The organism is Pseudomonas sp. NPDC089406 (assembly GCF_044900265.1).
GTDB classification, from domain to species: domain Bacteria; phylum Pseudomonadota; class Gammaproteobacteria; order Pseudomonadales; family Pseudomonadaceae; genus Aquipseudomonas; species Aquipseudomonas fakonensis.
Genome location: NZ_JBJDNC010000013.1, coordinates 49,633 through 65,510 on the forward strand (window position 1 = coordinate 49,633; position 15,878 = coordinate 65,510).

The 15,878-nt window shown below is 65.6% G+C and carries 20 protein-coding genes; 10 read left to right on the top strand and 10 right to left on the bottom strand.

The features are described 5' to 3' along the window. Positions 1-14: 14 nt before the first annotated feature. Positions 15-1,532 (bottom strand): choline-sulfatase, encoded by a 1,518-nt coding sequence (gene betC, locus ACI2KK_RS11580; RefSeq protein ID WP_404669006.1) that lies wholly within the window; start codon positions 1,530-1,532, stop codon positions 15-17. A 108-nt stretch (positions 1,533-1,640) separates the two neighbouring features. Between betC and ACI2KK_RS11585 the strand changes: the two genes are divergently transcribed. Continuing rightward, a complete protein-coding gene (locus ACI2KK_RS11585) occupies positions 1,641-2,540 on the top strand; it encodes a choline sulfate utilization transcriptional regulator (RefSeq protein WP_404669007.1) in 900 nt (299 codons plus the stop codon). A 131-nt stretch (positions 2,541-2,671) separates the two neighbouring features. Here the strand turns inward: ACI2KK_RS11585 and ACI2KK_RS11590 are convergent, their stop codons facing one another. Then, positions 2,672-3,271: an NAD(P)H-binding protein gene (locus ACI2KK_RS11590; RefSeq protein ID WP_404669008.1), complete on the bottom strand. Its 600-nt coding sequence runs from the start codon at positions 3,269-3,271 to the stop codon at positions 2,672-2,674. A 53-nt stretch (positions 3,272-3,324) separates the two neighbouring features. Between ACI2KK_RS11590 and ACI2KK_RS11595 the strand changes: the two genes are divergently transcribed. After that, positions 3,325-3,657, top strand: a complete 333-nt coding sequence (locus ACI2KK_RS11595; RefSeq protein WP_404669009.1) for a DOPA 4,5-dioxygenase family protein — start codon at positions 3,325-3,327, stop codon at positions 3,655-3,657. A gap of 70 nt (positions 3,658-3,727) precedes the next feature. On the opposite strand, the gene trpA is transcribed toward ACI2KK_RS11595, so the two are convergent. Then, a complete protein-coding gene (trpA, locus tag ACI2KK_RS11600; protein ID WP_404669010.1) occupies positions 3,728-4,537 on the bottom strand; it encodes a tryptophan synthase subunit alpha in 810 nt (269 codons plus the stop codon). Beyond that, on the bottom strand, positions 4,534-5,751 hold the full coding sequence (gene trpB / locus ACI2KK_RS11605; protein ID WP_217841112.1) for a tryptophan synthase subunit beta: 1,218 nt from the start codon (positions 5,749-5,751) through the stop codon (positions 4,534-4,536). The genes trpA and trpB overlap by 4 nt, the downstream gene beginning before the upstream one ends. A 224-nt stretch (positions 5,752-5,975) precedes the next feature. Here trpB and ACI2KK_RS11610 point away from each other — a divergent pair, with 224 nt between their 5' ends. Further along, complete coding sequence (locus tag ACI2KK_RS11610) at positions 5,976-6,872, top strand: LysR family transcriptional regulator (protein WP_404669011.1); 897 nt, start codon at positions 5,976-5,978, stop codon at positions 6,870-6,872. Here ACI2KK_RS11610 and ACI2KK_RS11615 read toward each other — a convergent pair. Next, complete coding sequence (locus tag ACI2KK_RS11615; RefSeq protein ID WP_404669012.1) at positions 6,869-7,192, bottom strand: YqjD family protein; 324 nt, start codon at positions 7,190-7,192, stop codon at positions 6,869-6,871. The genes ACI2KK_RS11610 and ACI2KK_RS11615 overlap by 4 nt on opposite strands. Before the next feature lie 154 nt (positions 7,193-7,346). Between ACI2KK_RS11615 and ACI2KK_RS11620 the strand changes: the two genes are divergently transcribed. Further along, complete coding sequence (locus ACI2KK_RS11620; protein WP_003253076.1) at positions 7,347-7,562, top strand: dodecin; 216 nt, start codon at positions 7,347-7,349, stop codon at positions 7,560-7,562. 103 nt (positions 7,563-7,665) lie between these two features. Beyond that, positions 7,666-7,887 (top strand): DUF1161 domain-containing protein, encoded by a 222-nt coding sequence (locus ACI2KK_RS11625; RefSeq protein ID WP_404669013.1) that lies wholly within the window; start codon positions 7,666-7,668, stop codon positions 7,885-7,887. 117 nt (positions 7,888-8,004) lie between these two features. Here the strand turns inward: ACI2KK_RS11625 and ACI2KK_RS11630 are convergent, their stop codons facing one another. Then, on the bottom strand, positions 8,005-9,006 hold the full coding sequence (locus tag ACI2KK_RS11630) for an LLM class flavin-dependent oxidoreductase (RefSeq protein ID WP_404669014.1): 1,002 nt from the start codon (positions 9,004-9,006) through the stop codon (positions 8,005-8,007). 152 nt (positions 9,007-9,158) lie between these two features. Between ACI2KK_RS11630 and ACI2KK_RS11635 the strand changes: the two genes are divergently transcribed. Further along, entirely contained in the window at positions 9,159-9,584 is a 426-nt protein-coding gene (locus ACI2KK_RS11635; protein WP_404669015.1) for an OsmC family protein, read from the top strand. Positions 9,585-9,657: 73 nt separating this feature from the next. Continuing rightward, entirely contained in the window at positions 9,658-9,891 is a 234-nt protein-coding gene (locus ACI2KK_RS11640; protein ID WP_217841118.1) for a DUF1161 domain-containing protein, read from the top strand. 85 nt (positions 9,892-9,976) lie between these two features. Here ACI2KK_RS11640 and ACI2KK_RS11645 read toward each other — a convergent pair whose 3' ends face one another. Together ACI2KK_RS11645 and ACI2KK_RS11650 are read right to left on the bottom strand one after the other, a co-directional pair. Then, positions 9,977-10,390: a hypothetical protein gene (locus ACI2KK_RS11645; protein ID WP_217841119.1), complete on the bottom strand. Its 414-nt coding sequence runs from the start codon at positions 10,388-10,390 to the stop codon at positions 9,977-9,979. 46 nt (positions 10,391-10,436) lie between these two features. After that, positions 10,437-10,850: a hypothetical protein gene (locus ACI2KK_RS11650; RefSeq protein WP_217886905.1), complete on the bottom strand. Its 414-nt coding sequence runs from the start codon at positions 10,848-10,850 to the stop codon at positions 10,437-10,439. Positions 10,851-10,917: 67 nt separating this feature from the next. Here ACI2KK_RS11650 and ACI2KK_RS11655 point away from each other — a divergent pair, with 67 nt between their 5' ends. Next, the gene (locus ACI2KK_RS11655; RefSeq protein ID WP_404669016.1) at positions 10,918-12,009 is read left to right on the top strand and encodes an aminopeptidase; all 1,092 of its coding nucleotides are present in this window, start codon (positions 10,918-10,920) and stop codon (positions 12,007-12,009) included. Positions 12,010-12,139: 130 nt separating this feature from the next. Here ACI2KK_RS11655 and ACI2KK_RS11660 read toward each other — a convergent pair whose 3' ends face one another. After that, positions 12,140-12,787 (bottom strand): HAD family hydrolase, encoded by a 648-nt coding sequence (locus ACI2KK_RS11660; RefSeq protein ID WP_404669017.1) that lies wholly within the window; start codon positions 12,785-12,787, stop codon positions 12,140-12,142. A 103-nt stretch (positions 12,788-12,890) separates the two neighbouring features. Next, on the bottom strand, positions 12,891-13,439 hold the full coding sequence (locus ACI2KK_RS11665; RefSeq protein ID WP_217886902.1) for a gamma carbonic anhydrase family protein: 549 nt from the start codon (positions 13,437-13,439) through the stop codon (positions 12,891-12,893). A gap of 66 nt (positions 13,440-13,505) precedes the next feature. Between ACI2KK_RS11665 and prlC the strand changes: the two genes are divergently transcribed. After that, entirely contained in the window at positions 13,506-15,593 is a 2,088-nt protein-coding gene (prlC, locus tag ACI2KK_RS11670; protein WP_404669018.1) for an oligopeptidase A, read from the top strand. Then, the gene (locus tag ACI2KK_RS11675) at positions 15,590-15,859 is read left to right on the top strand and encodes a YheV family putative zinc ribbon protein (RefSeq protein WP_404669019.1); all 270 of its coding nucleotides are present in this window, start codon (positions 15,590-15,592) and stop codon (positions 15,857-15,859) included. Before prlC ends, ACI2KK_RS11675 begins: the two co-directional genes overlap by 4 nt. The last annotated feature ends 19 nt before the right edge of the window (positions 15,860-15,878 follow it).

Genomic DNA, 15,878 nt, shown 5'->3' on the forward strand with positions numbered 1-15,878 from the left:
GGCGGCCTCTCTTCTCAATCCATGGGTGCGGGCTGTGGATAACGTGCCTTGCGCTCGAGGTCATCGAGATCGATATGGTTGCGCATGTACTGTTGGCTGGCGTCCACCAGCGGTTGGTGGTCCCAGCTTTTCAGCTTGCCGATGGCCAGTGCCTCGGCCACCAGGCGGCGCCGGCGCTGGCTGGCCAGCACCTGCTGGCGCAGCGCAGGGATGTCCCAGCGTTGCCTGGCTTGATCGACAAATGCCTGCAGCAGCGCCTGGTGGTCCGGGCTGCCGGTGAGGTTCTCCCGCTCGTGCGGGTCGCGGCTCAGGTCGAAGAGTAGGCATGGGTCGTCCTCGCTGTACACGAACTTGTACGGGCCGCGGCGAATCATCATCAGCGGGCCGACCGTGCCTTCGGCCATGTACTCGCCGATCACCTCGTCATGCCCGCCCTGCCCTTGCAGGTGGCCAAGCAGCGAGCGGCCGTCCAGGTGCAGCTGGTTATCCACAGCCCCGCCGGCCAGCTCGACCAGGGTGGGCAGCAGGTCGCAGGTGGACACGCAGGCTTGAACCCGCGCGGCCTTGAAGCGCTTGGGCGCATGCACCAGCAGCGGCACCCGGGCCGACATCTCGAACCAGTGCATCTTGTACCAGAGCCCGCGCTCGCCAAGCATGTCGCCGTGGTCACCGGAGAACACGATCAGCGTGTCGTCGGCCAGGCCGCACTCTTCCAGCGTTTGCAGCAGCTGGCCGATGTTGTCGTCGATGTAGCTGCAGGCGCCGAAGTAGGCGCGGCGGGCGTCGCGAATCTTGTCCACAGGCAGCGGTTTGTCCCACAGGTCGTAGACCTTGAGCAGGCGTTGCGAGTGCGGGTCGAGCTCGTGCTGGGCGTACTCGGCGCGGGGCATGGGGATATCCACAGCCTGGTAGCGGTCCCAGTAACGCTTGGGGATGGTGTAGGGGTCGTGGGGGTGGGTCATCGACACGGTCAGGCAGAACGGCCGGCCATCGCCTTCGCGCACATGGTCGTACAGGTACTGGCGGGCCTTGAACACCACCTCTTCGTCGAAATCCAGCTGGTTGGTGCGCACGCAGGGCCCGGCCTGCAGCACCGAGGACATGTTGTGGTACCAGCTCGGGCGCACATCCGGTTCATCCCAGTTCACCGCCCAGCCGTAGTCGGCCGGGTAGATGTCGCTGGTCAGGCGTTCTTCGTAGCCGTGCAGTTGGTCCGGGCCGCAGAAGTGCATCTTGCCCGACAGCGCCGTGCGGTAGCCGAGGCGGCGCAGGTAGTGGGCGTAGGTGGGCACGTCGGCGGGGAAGTCCGCCGCGTTGTCGTAGGCGCCGATGCGGCTGGGCAACTGGCCGCTGACCAGGGTGAAGCGCGACGGCGCACACAGCGGGCTGTTGCAGTAGGCCGCGTCGAACACCACGGCCTGTTCGGCCAGGCGGCTCAGGTGGGGCATGAGGATCGGCGAGGGGCCGTAGATCGGCAGCAGGGGCGCGGCCATCTGGTCGGCCATGATGAACATGATATTCGGACGAGGCATGCTGGCTTCCATCTTGTAGGGTTATGCGAACCGCTTGCCTATCAAGATGCGACTGTGGATAACATGGGTAAAGCCCATGCAGGGCAATGACTGGGATTAGCCACGCTTATGTTTGAGCACCTTGCCGCGCTGTCGCTGGATACCCTGCGGGTGTTCGAGGCCGCCGCCCGCCTGCGCAGCTTTACCGCCGCTGCTGTGGAGCTGGGCACCACCCAGCCGGCGGTGAGCCAGCAGGTCAAGCGCCTGGAGGCGCAGCTGGGTACGCGGTTGTTCGACCGCATCTACCGCGGTATCGAGCTGACCGAGGCTGGCCAGCTGTTGTTCGAGCAGGTGCACCAGGGGCTGCAGGCCATGGAAGACGGTATCGCCCAAGCCAGCGGGCGTGGCCAGCGCGAAGTGCTGCAGGTGGCCACCGACTTTGCCTTTGCTGCGTTCTGGCTGATGCCGCGCTTGCAGCGCTTTCATGAGGCTTATCCACAGGTGGACGTGAGCCTGGTGACCGGTGAACGCAGCCAGGCGATGTTACGCCCGGACATCGATGTGGCGGTGCTGTTCGGTGACGGGCGCTTTCACCAGGGTGAGAGCCGCTGGCTGTTCGACGAGGAAGTGTTTCCGGTGTGCAGCCCCCGGCTCATTCATGGCAAACCCTTGTCAGCCGTGGCTTTGCAACGTTTGCCCTTGCTTCATTTGCGCGGTGAGCAGGCCAGCCGCTGGTTTGACTGGGCGGGGGTATTCCGTGGCTTCGGCGTGGACAGCCCGCCACCGGCCGGGCAGTTGCGGTTCGACAATTACACCCTGTTGATTCAGGCAGCGATCGCCGGGCAAGGGGTGGCGATCGGCTGGGGGCACCTGGTGGACGGGCTGGTGGAGCAAGGGTTGTTGTGCCGGCCGCTGGAGGGGAGTTTGCGTTCCAGGCGCGGGTATTACGCGGTGCTGCCGCCGCGCAAGCGGCGTGGGGCGCTGATCGAGCGGTTCGTCGATTGGCTGGAGCAGGAGCGTAGCCTGTGAGATCCCTGGGGCCGCTTTGCGGCCCATCGCGACACAAGGCCGCTCCTACACAGACCGCGTAATACCTGCTGACGCGGTCCCCTGTAGGAGCGGCCTTGTGTCGCGATGGGCTGCAAAGCAGCCCCGGCGGTCTAGACAACGAAGTTCACATGCTCGCCCTTGTGCAACCCCAGCTCCAGCATATCGACCATCCCCGCCGCCACCCGCGCCAGGTGCCGCAACGGCCCGGCCAGACCTGGTTCCAAGGTGCCTTCGGTACTGCGAAAGTGTTCGATGCTCAACCCGGCCACCTCGTCCGGCGCATTGATCACCGTCCACTGCAACCCGCTGCGCTGCAACCCATCGACGATGTGCTCTATGCACTCGCGCTGTTCACAGGCTGCGCCTTCAAGCCGCGCAAAATCCCCCACCAGCAACAGCCGGCGTATAGTCGTGCGCGCAAGCCCGGCCAGCAGCGCCTCGCTCATGCGCTGTTGCGCGGGCGGATCGCCCGGTGGCAGCACGGCGATCACCGCCGAACCACCGGCTACGCTCTGTTCGGCCTGGTCGGCGCTGCCCAGCCCGCCTATCTTCAAATGCAGGCCCGGGCGCGGGGCGTGACGGTTGAGGTCGTCGACTATGGCCGTCACCTCGTGCCGGCGCGCCAGCAACTCGACGGTCAGGGCATTGCCCAGGCAGCTTTGCGCACCGAGCAGGACCAGTTTCAACACTGGGGTTTCGGCATTTTTCACCGCATCACTCCCTTAGCAGGTGGGTGATGGTTGGACCGCAATCAGGAGTTATCGTGCAGAGGATCAAGGGTTACCACGCCCACGTGTACTACGACGCAAGCACCCTGGAACAGGCCAGGGCGTTGTGCGAGGAAGCCACCCGGCTGTTTGGCGTGAGCATGGGGCGCATGCACCAGAAGCCTGTGGGGCCGCACCCGGACTGGAGCTGCCAGCTGGCCTTCGGGCCGGAACTGGTGGGGGTGGTGCTGCCGTGGCTGGCGCTGTATCGCAAGGGGCTGGTGGTGTTTTTGCACCCGCTGACCGGGGATGAGCTGGCCGATCACCGCGACCATGCGATCTGGATGGGGGCGGTGCGGCCGCTGGATCTGTCCATGTTTGGAGGGTGAAACCGTGGGAGCGGGCTTGCCCCGCGATGGCGTCATCGAAACCATCGCGGGGCAAGCCCGCTCCCACAGGTCAGCCGCGGGCGCCGCGTACGCCTTCGGCCAGGGCCGAGCACAGGCTCAGTACGTCGTTCACGGCCTGGTCGGCATCTTTGGCCTGGGCGATCTTGTCGACCAGCGCCGAACCCACCACCACGCCATCGGCCAGGCGGGCGATGGCCGCAGCCTGCTCCGGGGTGCGGATGCCGAAGCCGACGCTGACCGGCAGGTCGGTGTGGCGGCGCAGGCGGGCGATGGCCTCGCTGACGTGCTCGGTGGTGGCCGAGCCGGCACCGGTCACACCGGCCACCGACACGTAGTAGACGAACCCGGAGCTGCGCTCCAGCACCCGCGGCAGGCGGGCGTCGTCGGTGGTTGGGGTGGTCAGGCGGATGAAATCGATGCCGGCAGCCTGGGCCGGGGTGGCCAGCTCGGCGTCGTGCTCTGGCGGCAGGTCGACGATGATCAGGCCATCGACGCCGGCTTGTTTCGCTTCGGCGACGAACTTCTCTACGCCGAAACGGTGGATCGGGTTGTAGTAGCCCATCAGCACGATCGGCGTGGTGTGGTTGTCCACGCGGAATTCACGCACCATTTGCAGGGTTTTGGCCAGGGTCTGGCCGGCTTCCAGGGCACGCAGGGTGGCCAGCTGGATGGCGACGCCGTCGGCCATCGGGTCGGTGAACGGCATGCCCAGCTCGATCACGTCGGCGCCGGCAGCGGGCAGGCCCTTGAGCACGTGCAGGGAGGCGTCATAGCCAGGGTCGCCGGCGGTGACGAAGGTGACCAGGGCAGCGCGGCCTTCGGCCTTCAGTTCGGCGAAGCGTTGTTCGAGACGGCTCATGCCTGTTTCTCCTGGGCGGCCATGTGGTTCATCACGGTTTGCATGTCCTTGTCGCCACGACCGGACAGGCAGATCACCATCAGGTGGTCCTTGGGCAGGGTCGGGGCGCGCTTGATCGCCTCGGCCAGGGCGTGGGAGCTTTCCAGCGCCGGGATGATGCCTTCGAGGCGGCAGGTGGCGTGGAAGGCATCCAGTGCCTCGTCGTCGGTGATGCTGACGTACTCGACGCGTTTCACTTCGTGCAGGTAGGCGTGCTCCGGGCCGATGCCGGGGTAGTCCAGGCCTGCGGAGATCGAGTGGGCGTCGGTGATCTGGCCGTCGTCGTCCTGCAGCAGGTAGGTGCGGTTGCCGTGCAGCACGCCCGGTACACCGCCGTTCAGGCTGGCGGCGTGCTTGTCGGTGTGCACGCCGTGGCCGCCGGCTTCGACGCCGATGATCTGCACGCTCGGTTCTTCGAGGAATTCATGGAACAGGCCCATGGCGTTGGAGCCACCGCCGACACAGGCGATCAGGCTGTCGGGCAGGCGCCCTTCCTTTTCTTGCAACTGGGCGCGGGTCTCCTTGCCGATGATCGACTGGAAGTCGCGGACCATGGCCGGGTACGGGTGCGGGCCGGCCACGGTGCCGATCAGGTAGAAGGTGTCGTCGACGTTGGTGACCCAGTCGCGCAGGGCCTCGTTCATGGCGTCTTTCAGGGTGCCGGTGCCGGCAGTCACCGGGACGATCTCGGCGCCCAGCAGTTTCATGCGGAACACGTTGGCCTGCTGGCGCTCGATGTCGGTGGCGCCCATGTAGATCACGCAGGGCAGGCCGAAGCGCGCGGCCACGGTGGCGGTGGCCACGCCGTGCATGCCGGCGCCGGTTTCGGCGATCAGGCGTTTTTTGCCCATGCGCTTGGCCAACAGCACCTGGCCGATGCAGTTGTTCACCTTGTGCGCGCCGGTGTGGTTGAGCTCTTCACGCTTGAAGAAGATCTTCGCGCCGCCGCAGTGTTCGGTCAGGCGCTCGGCGAAGTACAGCGGGTTGGGGCGGCCGATGTAGTCGCGCTGGAAGTACGCCAGTTGCTCGAGGAACTCAGGGTCGGCCTTGGCGGCTTCGTATTCGCGGGCAAGGTCGAGCACCAGCGGCATCAGGGTTTCGGCCACGTAGCGGCCGCCGAACGAGCCGAACAGGCCGTTGGCGTCGGGGCCGGGGCGGTATTGGGACTGGGTCATGGGGCGCTCCATAGGCGGTTTTAGAGATTGGGACCGTGCTGGCTTCTTCGCGGGCAAGCCCGCTCCCACAGGAGAGGTGGGATGCCGGGGCTGTAACCGAACCTGTGGGAGCGGGCTTGCCCGCGAAGAAACCAACACCGTCGATGGGCTTTACTCTAACTACCCAACGCCCTGCTGAAAACCGATAAGATTGCGCAAACCTATCAGGAAAACTCACAAGTCAAATGGCCCAGGATCTCCCCCCGCTCAACGCCCTGCGTGCCTTCGAGGCCACCGCCCGGCTCAACAGCGTCAGCCAGGCGGCCGAAGCACTGCACGTAACCCATGGCGCCGTCAGCCGGCAGATCAAGGTGCTTGAAGAACACCTGGGGGTGGCGCTGTTCGCCAAGGACGGGCGCGGCGTCAAACTCACAGATGCCGGCGTGCGCCTGCGCGATGCCAGCTTCGAGGCCTTCGACCGCTTGCGCAGCGTCTGCGCCGAGCTTTCCCGCGATGCTGACGAGGCGCCGTTCGTGCTCGGCTGCTCCGGCAGCCTGCTGGCGCGCTGGTTCATCCCAAGGCTCGGGCGCCTGAAAGCCGACCTGCCGGAGTTGCGCCTGCACCTGTCTGCCGGTGAAGGCGACCTTGACCCGCGTCGCCCGGGGCTGGATGCGCTGCTGGTGTATGCCGAGCCGCCGTGGCCTGCAGACATGCAGGTGCATGTGCTGGCAGAGGAGCACATCGGCCCGGTAATGAGCCCGCTGTTCGAAGGGTACGATCGTTTGAAAGCCGCGCCAGCCGTGGCTTTGCTACGAGAGGCCGTGCTTCATACCACCTCGCGGCCACAGGCCTGGCCGACCTGGGCACAGCAGCATGGGCTGGCGCCGCAAGCACTGCAGTACGGGCAGGCGTTCGAGCACCTGTACTACTTGCTGGAAGCGGCGGTGGCAGGTTTGGGGGTCGCCATCGCGCCACAGCCTTTGGTGGCGGATGACCTCAAGGCCGGGCGGCTGGCCGCGCCGTGGGGCTTTTCCCCCACCCGCGCGGCTTTGGCCTTGTGGGTGCCCCGGCGCGCCGCAGACGGGCGTGCCGAGCAGCTGGCGCAGTGGCTGCGCCAGGCGCTGCAGCAGCAGGCAGGTTAGTTGCGACGGCACATCAGGTAGGCGGCCAACAAGCCCAGCGCGCCAACGGCGACGCCGGCAGTGGCCCATGGGTGCTCCTGGGCATAGTCGCGGGTGGCGATGCCGGTTTCGCGGGTGCGGGTCTTCACTTCCTCGTAGGCATCGCTGAGCAGGCTGCGCGAGTGCTTGAGGGCGTTTTCGGCATTGCCGCGCAGCGCCTTCATGGTCTTGTGGGTTTCTTCCGAGGCATCGTGTTTGAGGTGTTCGAGGGTCTTGAGCAGGCTCTCGATCTCGGCTTCCATGCTTTCAAGCGACGCTTTGCGCAGCGAGTTGTGGGCCATGGTGACTCTCCTTCGCAGTGGGTTGGGCTGTAAAGTGTGCGACTGCGCGGTGCGGCGAAAGTGCGATCGAACTTTCATGCGCGGGCCTGGCTCGCAGGTAAACCAGGCCTGCGCTGCTAGGCTCAACGGACACTTCACGGTAAGGAGAGCGCTCATGACTGACCATCACACCTACAAGAAGATCGAGCTGGTGGGGTCCTCGCCGACCAGCATCGAAGAGGCGATCAACAATGCCCTGGCCGAGGCCGGCAAGAGCATCAAGCATCTGGAATGGTTCGAAGTGGTCGATACCCGCGGGCATATCCGCGACAACAAGGCCGCGCATTTTCAGGTGACGCTGAAGGTGGGCTTCCGCATCGCCAACAGCTGATACCCGCCTGGGCTGGCTTTGCCCGTTGTGATGGGGTAGATAGATGCACAGGGCGCTACGGTTGCGCCCTTTTCGACTTTGATCTGTACAAGGAATGCGATAGATGAAGAAGTTGATCGTTGCGATGGGCCTGATGCTGCTGGCCGGTGGGGCGATGGCGGCAGGCAAGCCCTGTGAAGAGCTCAAGGCGGAGATCGCCGCCAAGCTGGATGCCAAGGGCGTGCAGGGTTACACCCTGGAGGTCGTCGACAAGGGCTCGCCGGCGGGCAAGGTGATCGGCACTTGTGAGGCCGGGACCAAAGAGATTGTCTACCGCCGTGGCTAAGTGAAGCTGTGCCCCTTGTAGGAGCCGGCTTGCCGGCGATTGCAGGCGACCCGGTGCATGGTGGCACCGGCTGCGCCGGTGATCGCTGGCAAGCCAGCTCCTACAGGGGGATGTCCATCAGGCCTTCAAGGCCTGCGCCATCAGTTCATAGGACCGCACCCGGTCCGCATGCTCGTACAGGTCGCTGGTGAAGATCAGTTCATCGGCGCCGGTCTGCTCCAGCAGCACCTCCACCTTGGCCCGCACCTTCGCCGGGCTGCCAATCATCGCAAGGCCCAGAAAATCACCCACTGCCTGACGCTCATGGGGCAGCCACAGGCCGTTCATGCTCTCGACCGGCGGGCGCTGCATCAGGCTCTGGCCGCGCATCAGCGCGAGAATGCGCTGGTACACCGAGGTGGCCAGGTACTCGGCCTTCTCGTCGGTGTCGGCCACCACCATCGGCACGCCGAGCATCACGTAGGGTTTGGCCAGGGTGGTGGACGGTTTGAAGTGGTCGCGGTAGATGCGAATGGCCTCGTGCATGTAGCGCGGCGCAAAGTGCGAGGCAAAGGCGTAGGGCATGCCGCGCATGCCGGCCAGCTGGGCGCTGAACAGGCTGGAGCCGAGCAGCCACATGGGCACCTCGGTGTCGTGGCCGGGCACGGCGATCACTTTTTGATCATCGGTGCGCGGGCCCAGGTAGCGCGACAGCTCCTCGACGTCGTCGGGGAAGTCGTCGGCGCTGCCGGAACGCTCGCGGCGCAGGGCGTGGGCGGTCATCTGGTCGGAGCCCGGGGCGCGGCCCAGGCCCAGGTCGATGCGGCCCGGGTACAGGCTGGCCAGGGTACCGAACTGCTCGGCGACCACCAGCGGCGCATGGTTGGGCAGCATTACCCCGCCGGAGCCGACGCGGATGGTCGAGGTGCCGCCGGCCAGGTAGCCGATCAGCACCGCAGTGGCGGAGCTGGCGATACCGTCCATGTTGTGGTGCTCGGCCACCCAGAAGCGGTGGTAGCCGAAGCGCTCGGCATGTTGCGCCAGGTCCAGCGAGTTGCGCAGCGACTGCGCCGGGCCGCTGTCGGCGCGCACGGGCACCAGGTCGAGGGTGGAAATTTTCAGGTCTCGCAGGTGCGTCATCGGAGCCTCCGCAGTGAGTGGTGGCCCGCAGGCCCTACGGACTCTGTATGGGCACATTCGGCTTATTCAATGCCTGCTGGCAGATTGATCTGAACTTGGCGTAGGCGCTGGCCTCACAACTTGAGGTATTCAACCTGCGATCAGGAGGCAACATGAAGAAGACAGCATCGGCAGTCTGGCAAGGCGGCCTGAAGGACGGCAAGGGCCATATCTCTACCGAAAGCGGCGCGCTCAATGACGCGCCCTACGGCTTCAACACCCGTTTTGAGGGCACCCCGGGCACCAACCCGGAAGAGCTGATAGGCGCTGCCCATGCCGGGTGTTTCTCCATGGCGCTGTCGATGATGCTGGGCGAGGCCGGGCTCACCCCCGAGCGTATCGATACCCACGCCGAAGTCAGCCTGGACAAGCAGGCCGACGGTTTTGCCATCACCGCGGTGCACCTGACCCTCAAGGCCAAGGTGCCAGGGGCCAGCGAGGCGCAGTTCCAGGAGATCGCCAACCAGGCCAAGGCCGGCTGCCCGGTGTCCAAGGTGCTGAATGCAACCATCAGCCTGGATGCCAGCTTGCTGCAGTAGCGGCGCAACGGCGGCGCTGTGCGGTAGTCTAAACAGCGTCGGCAGCGCCGCCTGCCCTTTGAGGAAGCGTCCCATGATTCGCGTAGCATTTGCCGTGCTGGCCTCGTTGCTGGCCACGGCTGCACTGGCTGCACCCAAGCCGTGCGAGGAACTCAAGGCCGAGATCGAAGCGAAGATCCAGGCGCGCGGGGTGACCTCCTACACGCTGGAGATCGTGCCCAACGCCGAGGTCAGCGACCCGAACATGATCGTCGGCAGCTGTGAGGGTGGGACCAAGAAGATCGTTTACCAGAAGAACGATCGGTAAAGCGTTCGCGGGCCTCATCGCCGGCAAGCCGGCTCCTACAGAGGTTGTGCCAGCCTGTAGGAGCCGGCTTGCCGGCGATTGCGTTTCAGGGAATGCAGAACACCTCGCTCGGCTCGTCCACCACCACCTTGCGGCTGGCGTCGTACATCAGCAGCTGCGGCTGCATCACCGGGGCGCGGGCTTCGAGGCGGTAGCGTTCGCCGGCCTTGAAGTCGTTGTAGCGCACGGTGAGGTAGCAGATGCGCTCGGTGGGGTCGGTGGTGAAACCACCGGAATACACCTCGAAATCGAAGCGCACCACCAGCTCGTGCTTGCCCGGGGTCACCTGGAAGTAGCGGCCGTCGTTGAGGCGCTTGCCGTCCAGGCGGTCGGCCATGATGGTGCGGCCGGGGGTGATGGTGTAGAGGTCGACCCAGGCCTTGCCGGGGTCGACGGGGGGCAAGGGGCTTGCGCAAGCCCCCAGGGTACTGAGGGCGATCAGCATCATTGGCTGGCGCATGGTGAAACTCCCGCTCGCGGTTCACAGGCCATAAGCATAGCGCCGATCAGGTGCGCTGGCAGCCTGCCGGCTCGCCCTGGCCGATCAGCTTGCGCTGCTGGTCGTACAGCTTCACCCAGGGCCTGAAGCCGATGCTGCCGGCCTGCATCTGGTAACGCTGGCCGGCGTCGAAGCCCTTGAAGGTGAGGTTGAGCTGGCAGTCGCGCCACAGCGGCTCGTCCACCGGGCCGATGTTGCCCGGCGCCACGGCGAACTGGTAGCGCACGGTCAGCTCGTGGCTGCCGGGCTGAACCTGGAAATAGCGGTTGTCGGCCCAGTCGCGCTCGTCCACCTGCACCGCGTGCAGCGAAGTGTTGTCGTGCGCGGCCAGGTCGACCCAGGCCTGGTTCGGGTCCGGGTCGGGCAAGGTGGTACAACCGGACAGCAGCATCAGTGTGCCCACGGCAAACCGGGTACGCATGGCGAAGTTCCCCCTTGGCGAGATAGTCTTGGTGGCATTCGGCCGACAAGCGAGACAGATAGCCTCGATGCATGGACTTTTTCTTTTCAGGCGCACCGGCCGCCCGGCACTCGACCGCGTTTTCACCCGCTTGGTTCCCGTTGCCCTCGGCGCCCTGCTGAGCGGTTGTTCCAGCCTGGGTTACTACGGCCAGCTGGCCGACGGGCAATGGCAGCTGTTGCGGGCCCGCCAGCCGGTGCAGCAGGTGATCGACAACCCCGCCACCACCCCGGTACTGCGCCAGCGCCTGCTGTTCGCCGAGCAGGCGCGGCTATTTGCAAGCCAGCACCTGAAACTGCCGGATAACGGCAGCTACCGGGTGTACGCCGAACTGGGCCGCCCTTATGTGGTGTGGAATGTGTTCGCCACCCCGGAGCTGTCGCTGCAGCCGGTCACCCACTGCTTCCCCATCGCCGGCTGCGTGGCCTATCGCGGCTACTACCAGCCAGGTGCGGCCCGGGGTGCGGCGGCGCTGATGCGCCAGCAGGGCCTGGATGTCTATGTGGGCGGCGTGGAGGCGTACTCGACCCTGGGCTGGTTCGACGACCCGATCCTCTCGAGCATGGTTGGCTGGGGGGACGAGCGCCTGGCCACGGTGATTTTCCATGAGCTGGCGCACCAGCGCTTTTATGTGAAGGACGATACCGAGTTCAACGAGTCGTTCGCCTCGTTCGTCGAGCAGGAAGGCACCCGCCAATGGCGCGCGGCGCGTGGCCTGCCGGCGGCGGTAGATGACGGCGCGGCGCAGCGTGACCAGTTCATCCGGCTGGTGCTGGGCAGCCGTGAGCGGTTGCAGGCGATCTACACCGGGCCCCTGGATCAGGCCGGCAAGCGGGCGGCCAAGCAGGCCGAGTTCGAGCGCCTGCGCAGTGAATACCGTGAGGTGCGCGACCGCGACTGGCAAGGCGACCGGCGTTTTGATGCCTGGGTGTATGCGCCGATGAACAACGCCAAGTTGCTGCCGTTTGGGCTGTATGACCAGTGGGTGCCGGCGTTTTCGCGGTTGTTCGCTGAGGTGGGTGGGGATTGGGAGGGGTTTTATCGGCGGGTTGAGGCGTTGGGTGGAATGCCGATCGAAGAGAGGAAGGCCGTGCTAGGCAAGCTGATGGCAGGTCCATGAGAGGTTGGGGCTGCGTTGCAGCCCTTCGCGGGCAAGCCCGCTCCCACAGGTATTGCGCCGATTTCGGCAGCGCCACCAACCCTGTGGGAGCGGGCTTGCCCGCGAAGGGCCGTAAAGCGGCCCCGAATGTTCAGCCCAGGAACGCCCGGTGCATCTCGGCCAGGGTCTGGAAGTGGAACGCCGGCGCCTCTGCCTCCAGCTCTTCGCGACTACCGAAGCCATAGCCCACCGCCACCGCCTGCAAGCCATTGCTGCGAGCACCGATCAGGTCGTGCTTGCGGTCGCCGATCATCAGGGTCTGCGCCGGGTCCAGCCCTTGTTCATCCAGCAGGTGGCGAATCAGTTCGACCTTGTTGGTGCGGGTGCCGTCCAGCTCGCTGCCGTAGATCACCTTGAAGTGGTGGTCGAAGGCGAAGTGGCGGGCGATTTCGCGGGCGAACTCCCAGGGTTTGGAGGTGGCGATGTACAAGGTGCGGCCCTGGCCGTTGAGGGCCTGCAGCAGCTCCGGCACACCGTCGAACACCTGGTTTTCGTAGAGGCCGGTGACCTTGAAACGCTCGCGGTAGAAGTTCACCGCCTCCCAGGCCTTGGCTTCGTCGAAGCCGTAGAACTGCATGAACGCCTGCAACAGGGGCGGGCCGATGAAGTGCTCCAGGCGCGTCAGGTCCGGCTCGTCGATGCCCAGCTTTGCCAGGGCGTACTGGATCGAACGGGTGATGCCCAGGCGCGGGTCGGTCAGGGTGCCGTCGAGGTCGAAGAGGATGTTTTGCTGGTGCATGTAAAGGGTTCCACTTGAAGTCGTGTGTTGCCTTCTTCGCGGGTAAACCCGCTCCCACAGGGTTTCGCGGAGCCTGTGGGAGCGGGTTTACCCGCGAATGCGGTCATTGCGGTTGGTCGTAGCCTTCGGCCAGGTGCTGGTCCTTGAGCTTGACGTAGTTGCCGGCGGTGTAGGGGAAGAACTTGTGTTCCTGTTCGCTCAGCGGGCGGATCTGCTTCACCGGGCTGCCCATGTACAGGTAGCCGCTGACCAGGCGCTTGCCCGGTGGTACCAGGCTGCCGGCGCCGATGATCACCTCATCCTCGACGATGGCGCCATCCATGATGGTGCTGCCCATGCCGACGAGAATGCGGTTGCCCAGGGTGCAGCCATGCAGCATCACCTTGTGGCCGATGGTCACCTCGTCGCCGATGATCAGCGGGAAGCCGTCGGGGTTGAAGGGGCCGGCGTGGGTAATGTGCAGCACGCTGGCATCCTGCACGCTGGTGCGTGCGCCGATACGGATGCGGTGCATGTCGCCGCGTACCACCGTCAGTGGCCAGATCGAGCTGTCTTCGCCGATCTCGACATCGCCGATGACCACCGCCGAACGGTCGACGAAGGCGCGCGGTCCAACTTTCGGCGTGTGTTCCCGGAACGTCCGAAGGGCCATGATAGTGTTCCTCTGCAATGCCGATAGGCAGGCTGCCTGCTGCGGTCGGCGTCGATTGTAATTAAGATGGTCCCGTGTTTCTCCTGCCAAGGTACCCGAACCGTGAGTGCGAACAACCCGCTGCTGCAGCCCCATGATCTGCCGCCCTTCTCGGCGATCCGCGCCGAGCACGTGCTGCCGGCGATCGAGCAGATCCTTGCCGACAACCGCAAGGCCATCGCCGACATCCTCGAACAGCAGGGCAACAACCCCACCTGGGCCGGCCTGGTGCTGGCCATGGACGAACTCAACGACCGCCTGGGCGCTGCCTGGAGCCCGGTCAGCCACCTCAATGCGGTGTGCAACAGTAAAGAGCTGCGCGAGGCCTACGAATCGTGCCTGCCGGCCCTGAGCGCCTACTCCACCGAAATGGGGCAAAACCGCGCGCTGTTCGCAGCCTATGAAGCCCTGGCCGCGAGCCCCGAAGCCGCAGGCTTCGACGTGGCGCAAAAAACCATCATCGACCACGCCCTGCGCGACTTCCGCCTGTCGGGTATCGACCTGCCGGCCGACAAGCAGCAGCGCTACGCCGAGGTGCAGAGCACCCTCAGCGAGCTGGGCAGCCGTTTCTCCAACCAGCTGCTGGATGCCACCCAGGCCTGGACCAAGCATGTCACCGACGAAGCGCAGCTGGCCGGCCTGACCGACTCGGCCAAGGCGCAGATGGCCGCCGCCGCCCAGGCCAAGGGCCTCGACGGCTGGCTGATCACCCTGGAATTCCCCAGCTACTACGCGGTGATGACCTACGCCAGCGACCGCGCCCTGCGCGAAGAGCTGTACGCCGCCTACTGCACCCGCGCCTCCGACCAGGGCCCGAATGCCGGCCAGTTCGACAACGGCCCGGTGATGGAGCAGATCCTCGACCTGCGCCAGGAACTGGCGGCCCTGCTGGGCTACCCGAACTTCGCCGAGCTGAGCCTGGCCACCAAGATGGCCGAGTCCAGCGACCAGGTGCTGAGCTTCCTGCGCGACCTGGCCAAGCGCAGCAAGCCGTTCGCCGCCCAGGACCTGGAGCAGCTCAAGGCCTATGCCGCCGAGCAAGGCACCCCCGAGCTTGCCAGCTGGGACGCCGGTTATTTCGGCGAGAAGCTGCGCGAGCAACGCTACAGCGTGTCGCAGGAGGCGTTGCGCGCCTACTTCCCGATCGACAAGGTACTGGGTGGGCTGTTCAGCATCGTGCAGCGCCTGTACGGCATCGAAATCACCGAACTGAAAGGCTTCGATGCCTGGCACCCGGACGTGCGCCTGTTCGAAATCAAAGAGCACGGCCAGCACGTCGGGCGCTTCTTCTTCGACCTGTATGCCCGCGCCAACAAGCGTGGCGGTGCCTGGATGGACGGCGCCCGCGACCGTCGCCGCACTGCGGCCGGCGCGCTGCAAAGCCCGGTGGCCAACCTGGTGTGCAACTTCACCCCGGCCGCACCCGGCAAGCCGGCGCTGCTGACCCACGATGAAGTCACCACGCTGTTCCACGAGTTCGGCCATGGCCTGCACCACCTGCTGACCCGTATCGAGCATGCCGGTGTGTCCGGCATCAACGGCGTGGCCTGGGATGCGGTGGAGTTGCCCAGCCAGTTCATGGAGAACTGGTGCTGGGAGCCAGAGGGCCTGGCGCTGATCTCTGGCCACTTTGAGACCGGCGAGCCGCTGCCCCAGGACCTGCTGGACAAGATGCTGGCGGCGAAGAACTTCCAGTCCGGCATGATGATGGTGCGCCAGCTGGAGTTCTCGCTGTTCGACTTCGAACTGCACGCCACCCACGGCGACGGCCGCGGCGTGCTGCAGGTGCTCGAAGGCGTGCGCGACGAGGTGTCGGTGATGCGCCCGCCGGCGTACAACCGCTTCCCCAACAGCTTTGCGCACATCTTCGCCGGCGGTTATGCGGCGGGTTACTACAGCTACAAGTGGGCCGAAGTGCTGTCGGCGGATGCCTTCTCGCGCTTCGAAGAAGAAGGCGTGCTCAATGCCGAGACCGGCCGCGCGTTCCGCGAGGCGATTCTGGCCCGTGGCGGTTCCCGCGAGCCGATGGTGCTGTTCGTCGACTTCCGTGGCCGTGAGCCGTCCATCGATGCACTGTTGCGCCACTGCGGCCTGAGCGAGGGCGCGGCGGCATGAGCGACAAGACCAAGCGGCGCTTCATTGCCGGGGCCGTGTGCCCGGCCTGCAGCGAGATGGACAAGCTGATGATGTGGAACGAGGACGGCGTGCCGCACCGCGAGTGCGTGGCCTGCGGGTTCACCGATACGCTGAACGAACAGGGCCTGTCGGTACCCAAGGAGATCGGCACCCGGGTCAACCAGCTGGCGCCCAAGGCGGCGCCGGCCAAGGTGCAGACTGTGCAGTTTTTCCCCAACCCGAAGCTGAAGAAGCCGCAGGACTGAAGGGCCCTGTAGCGGGAGC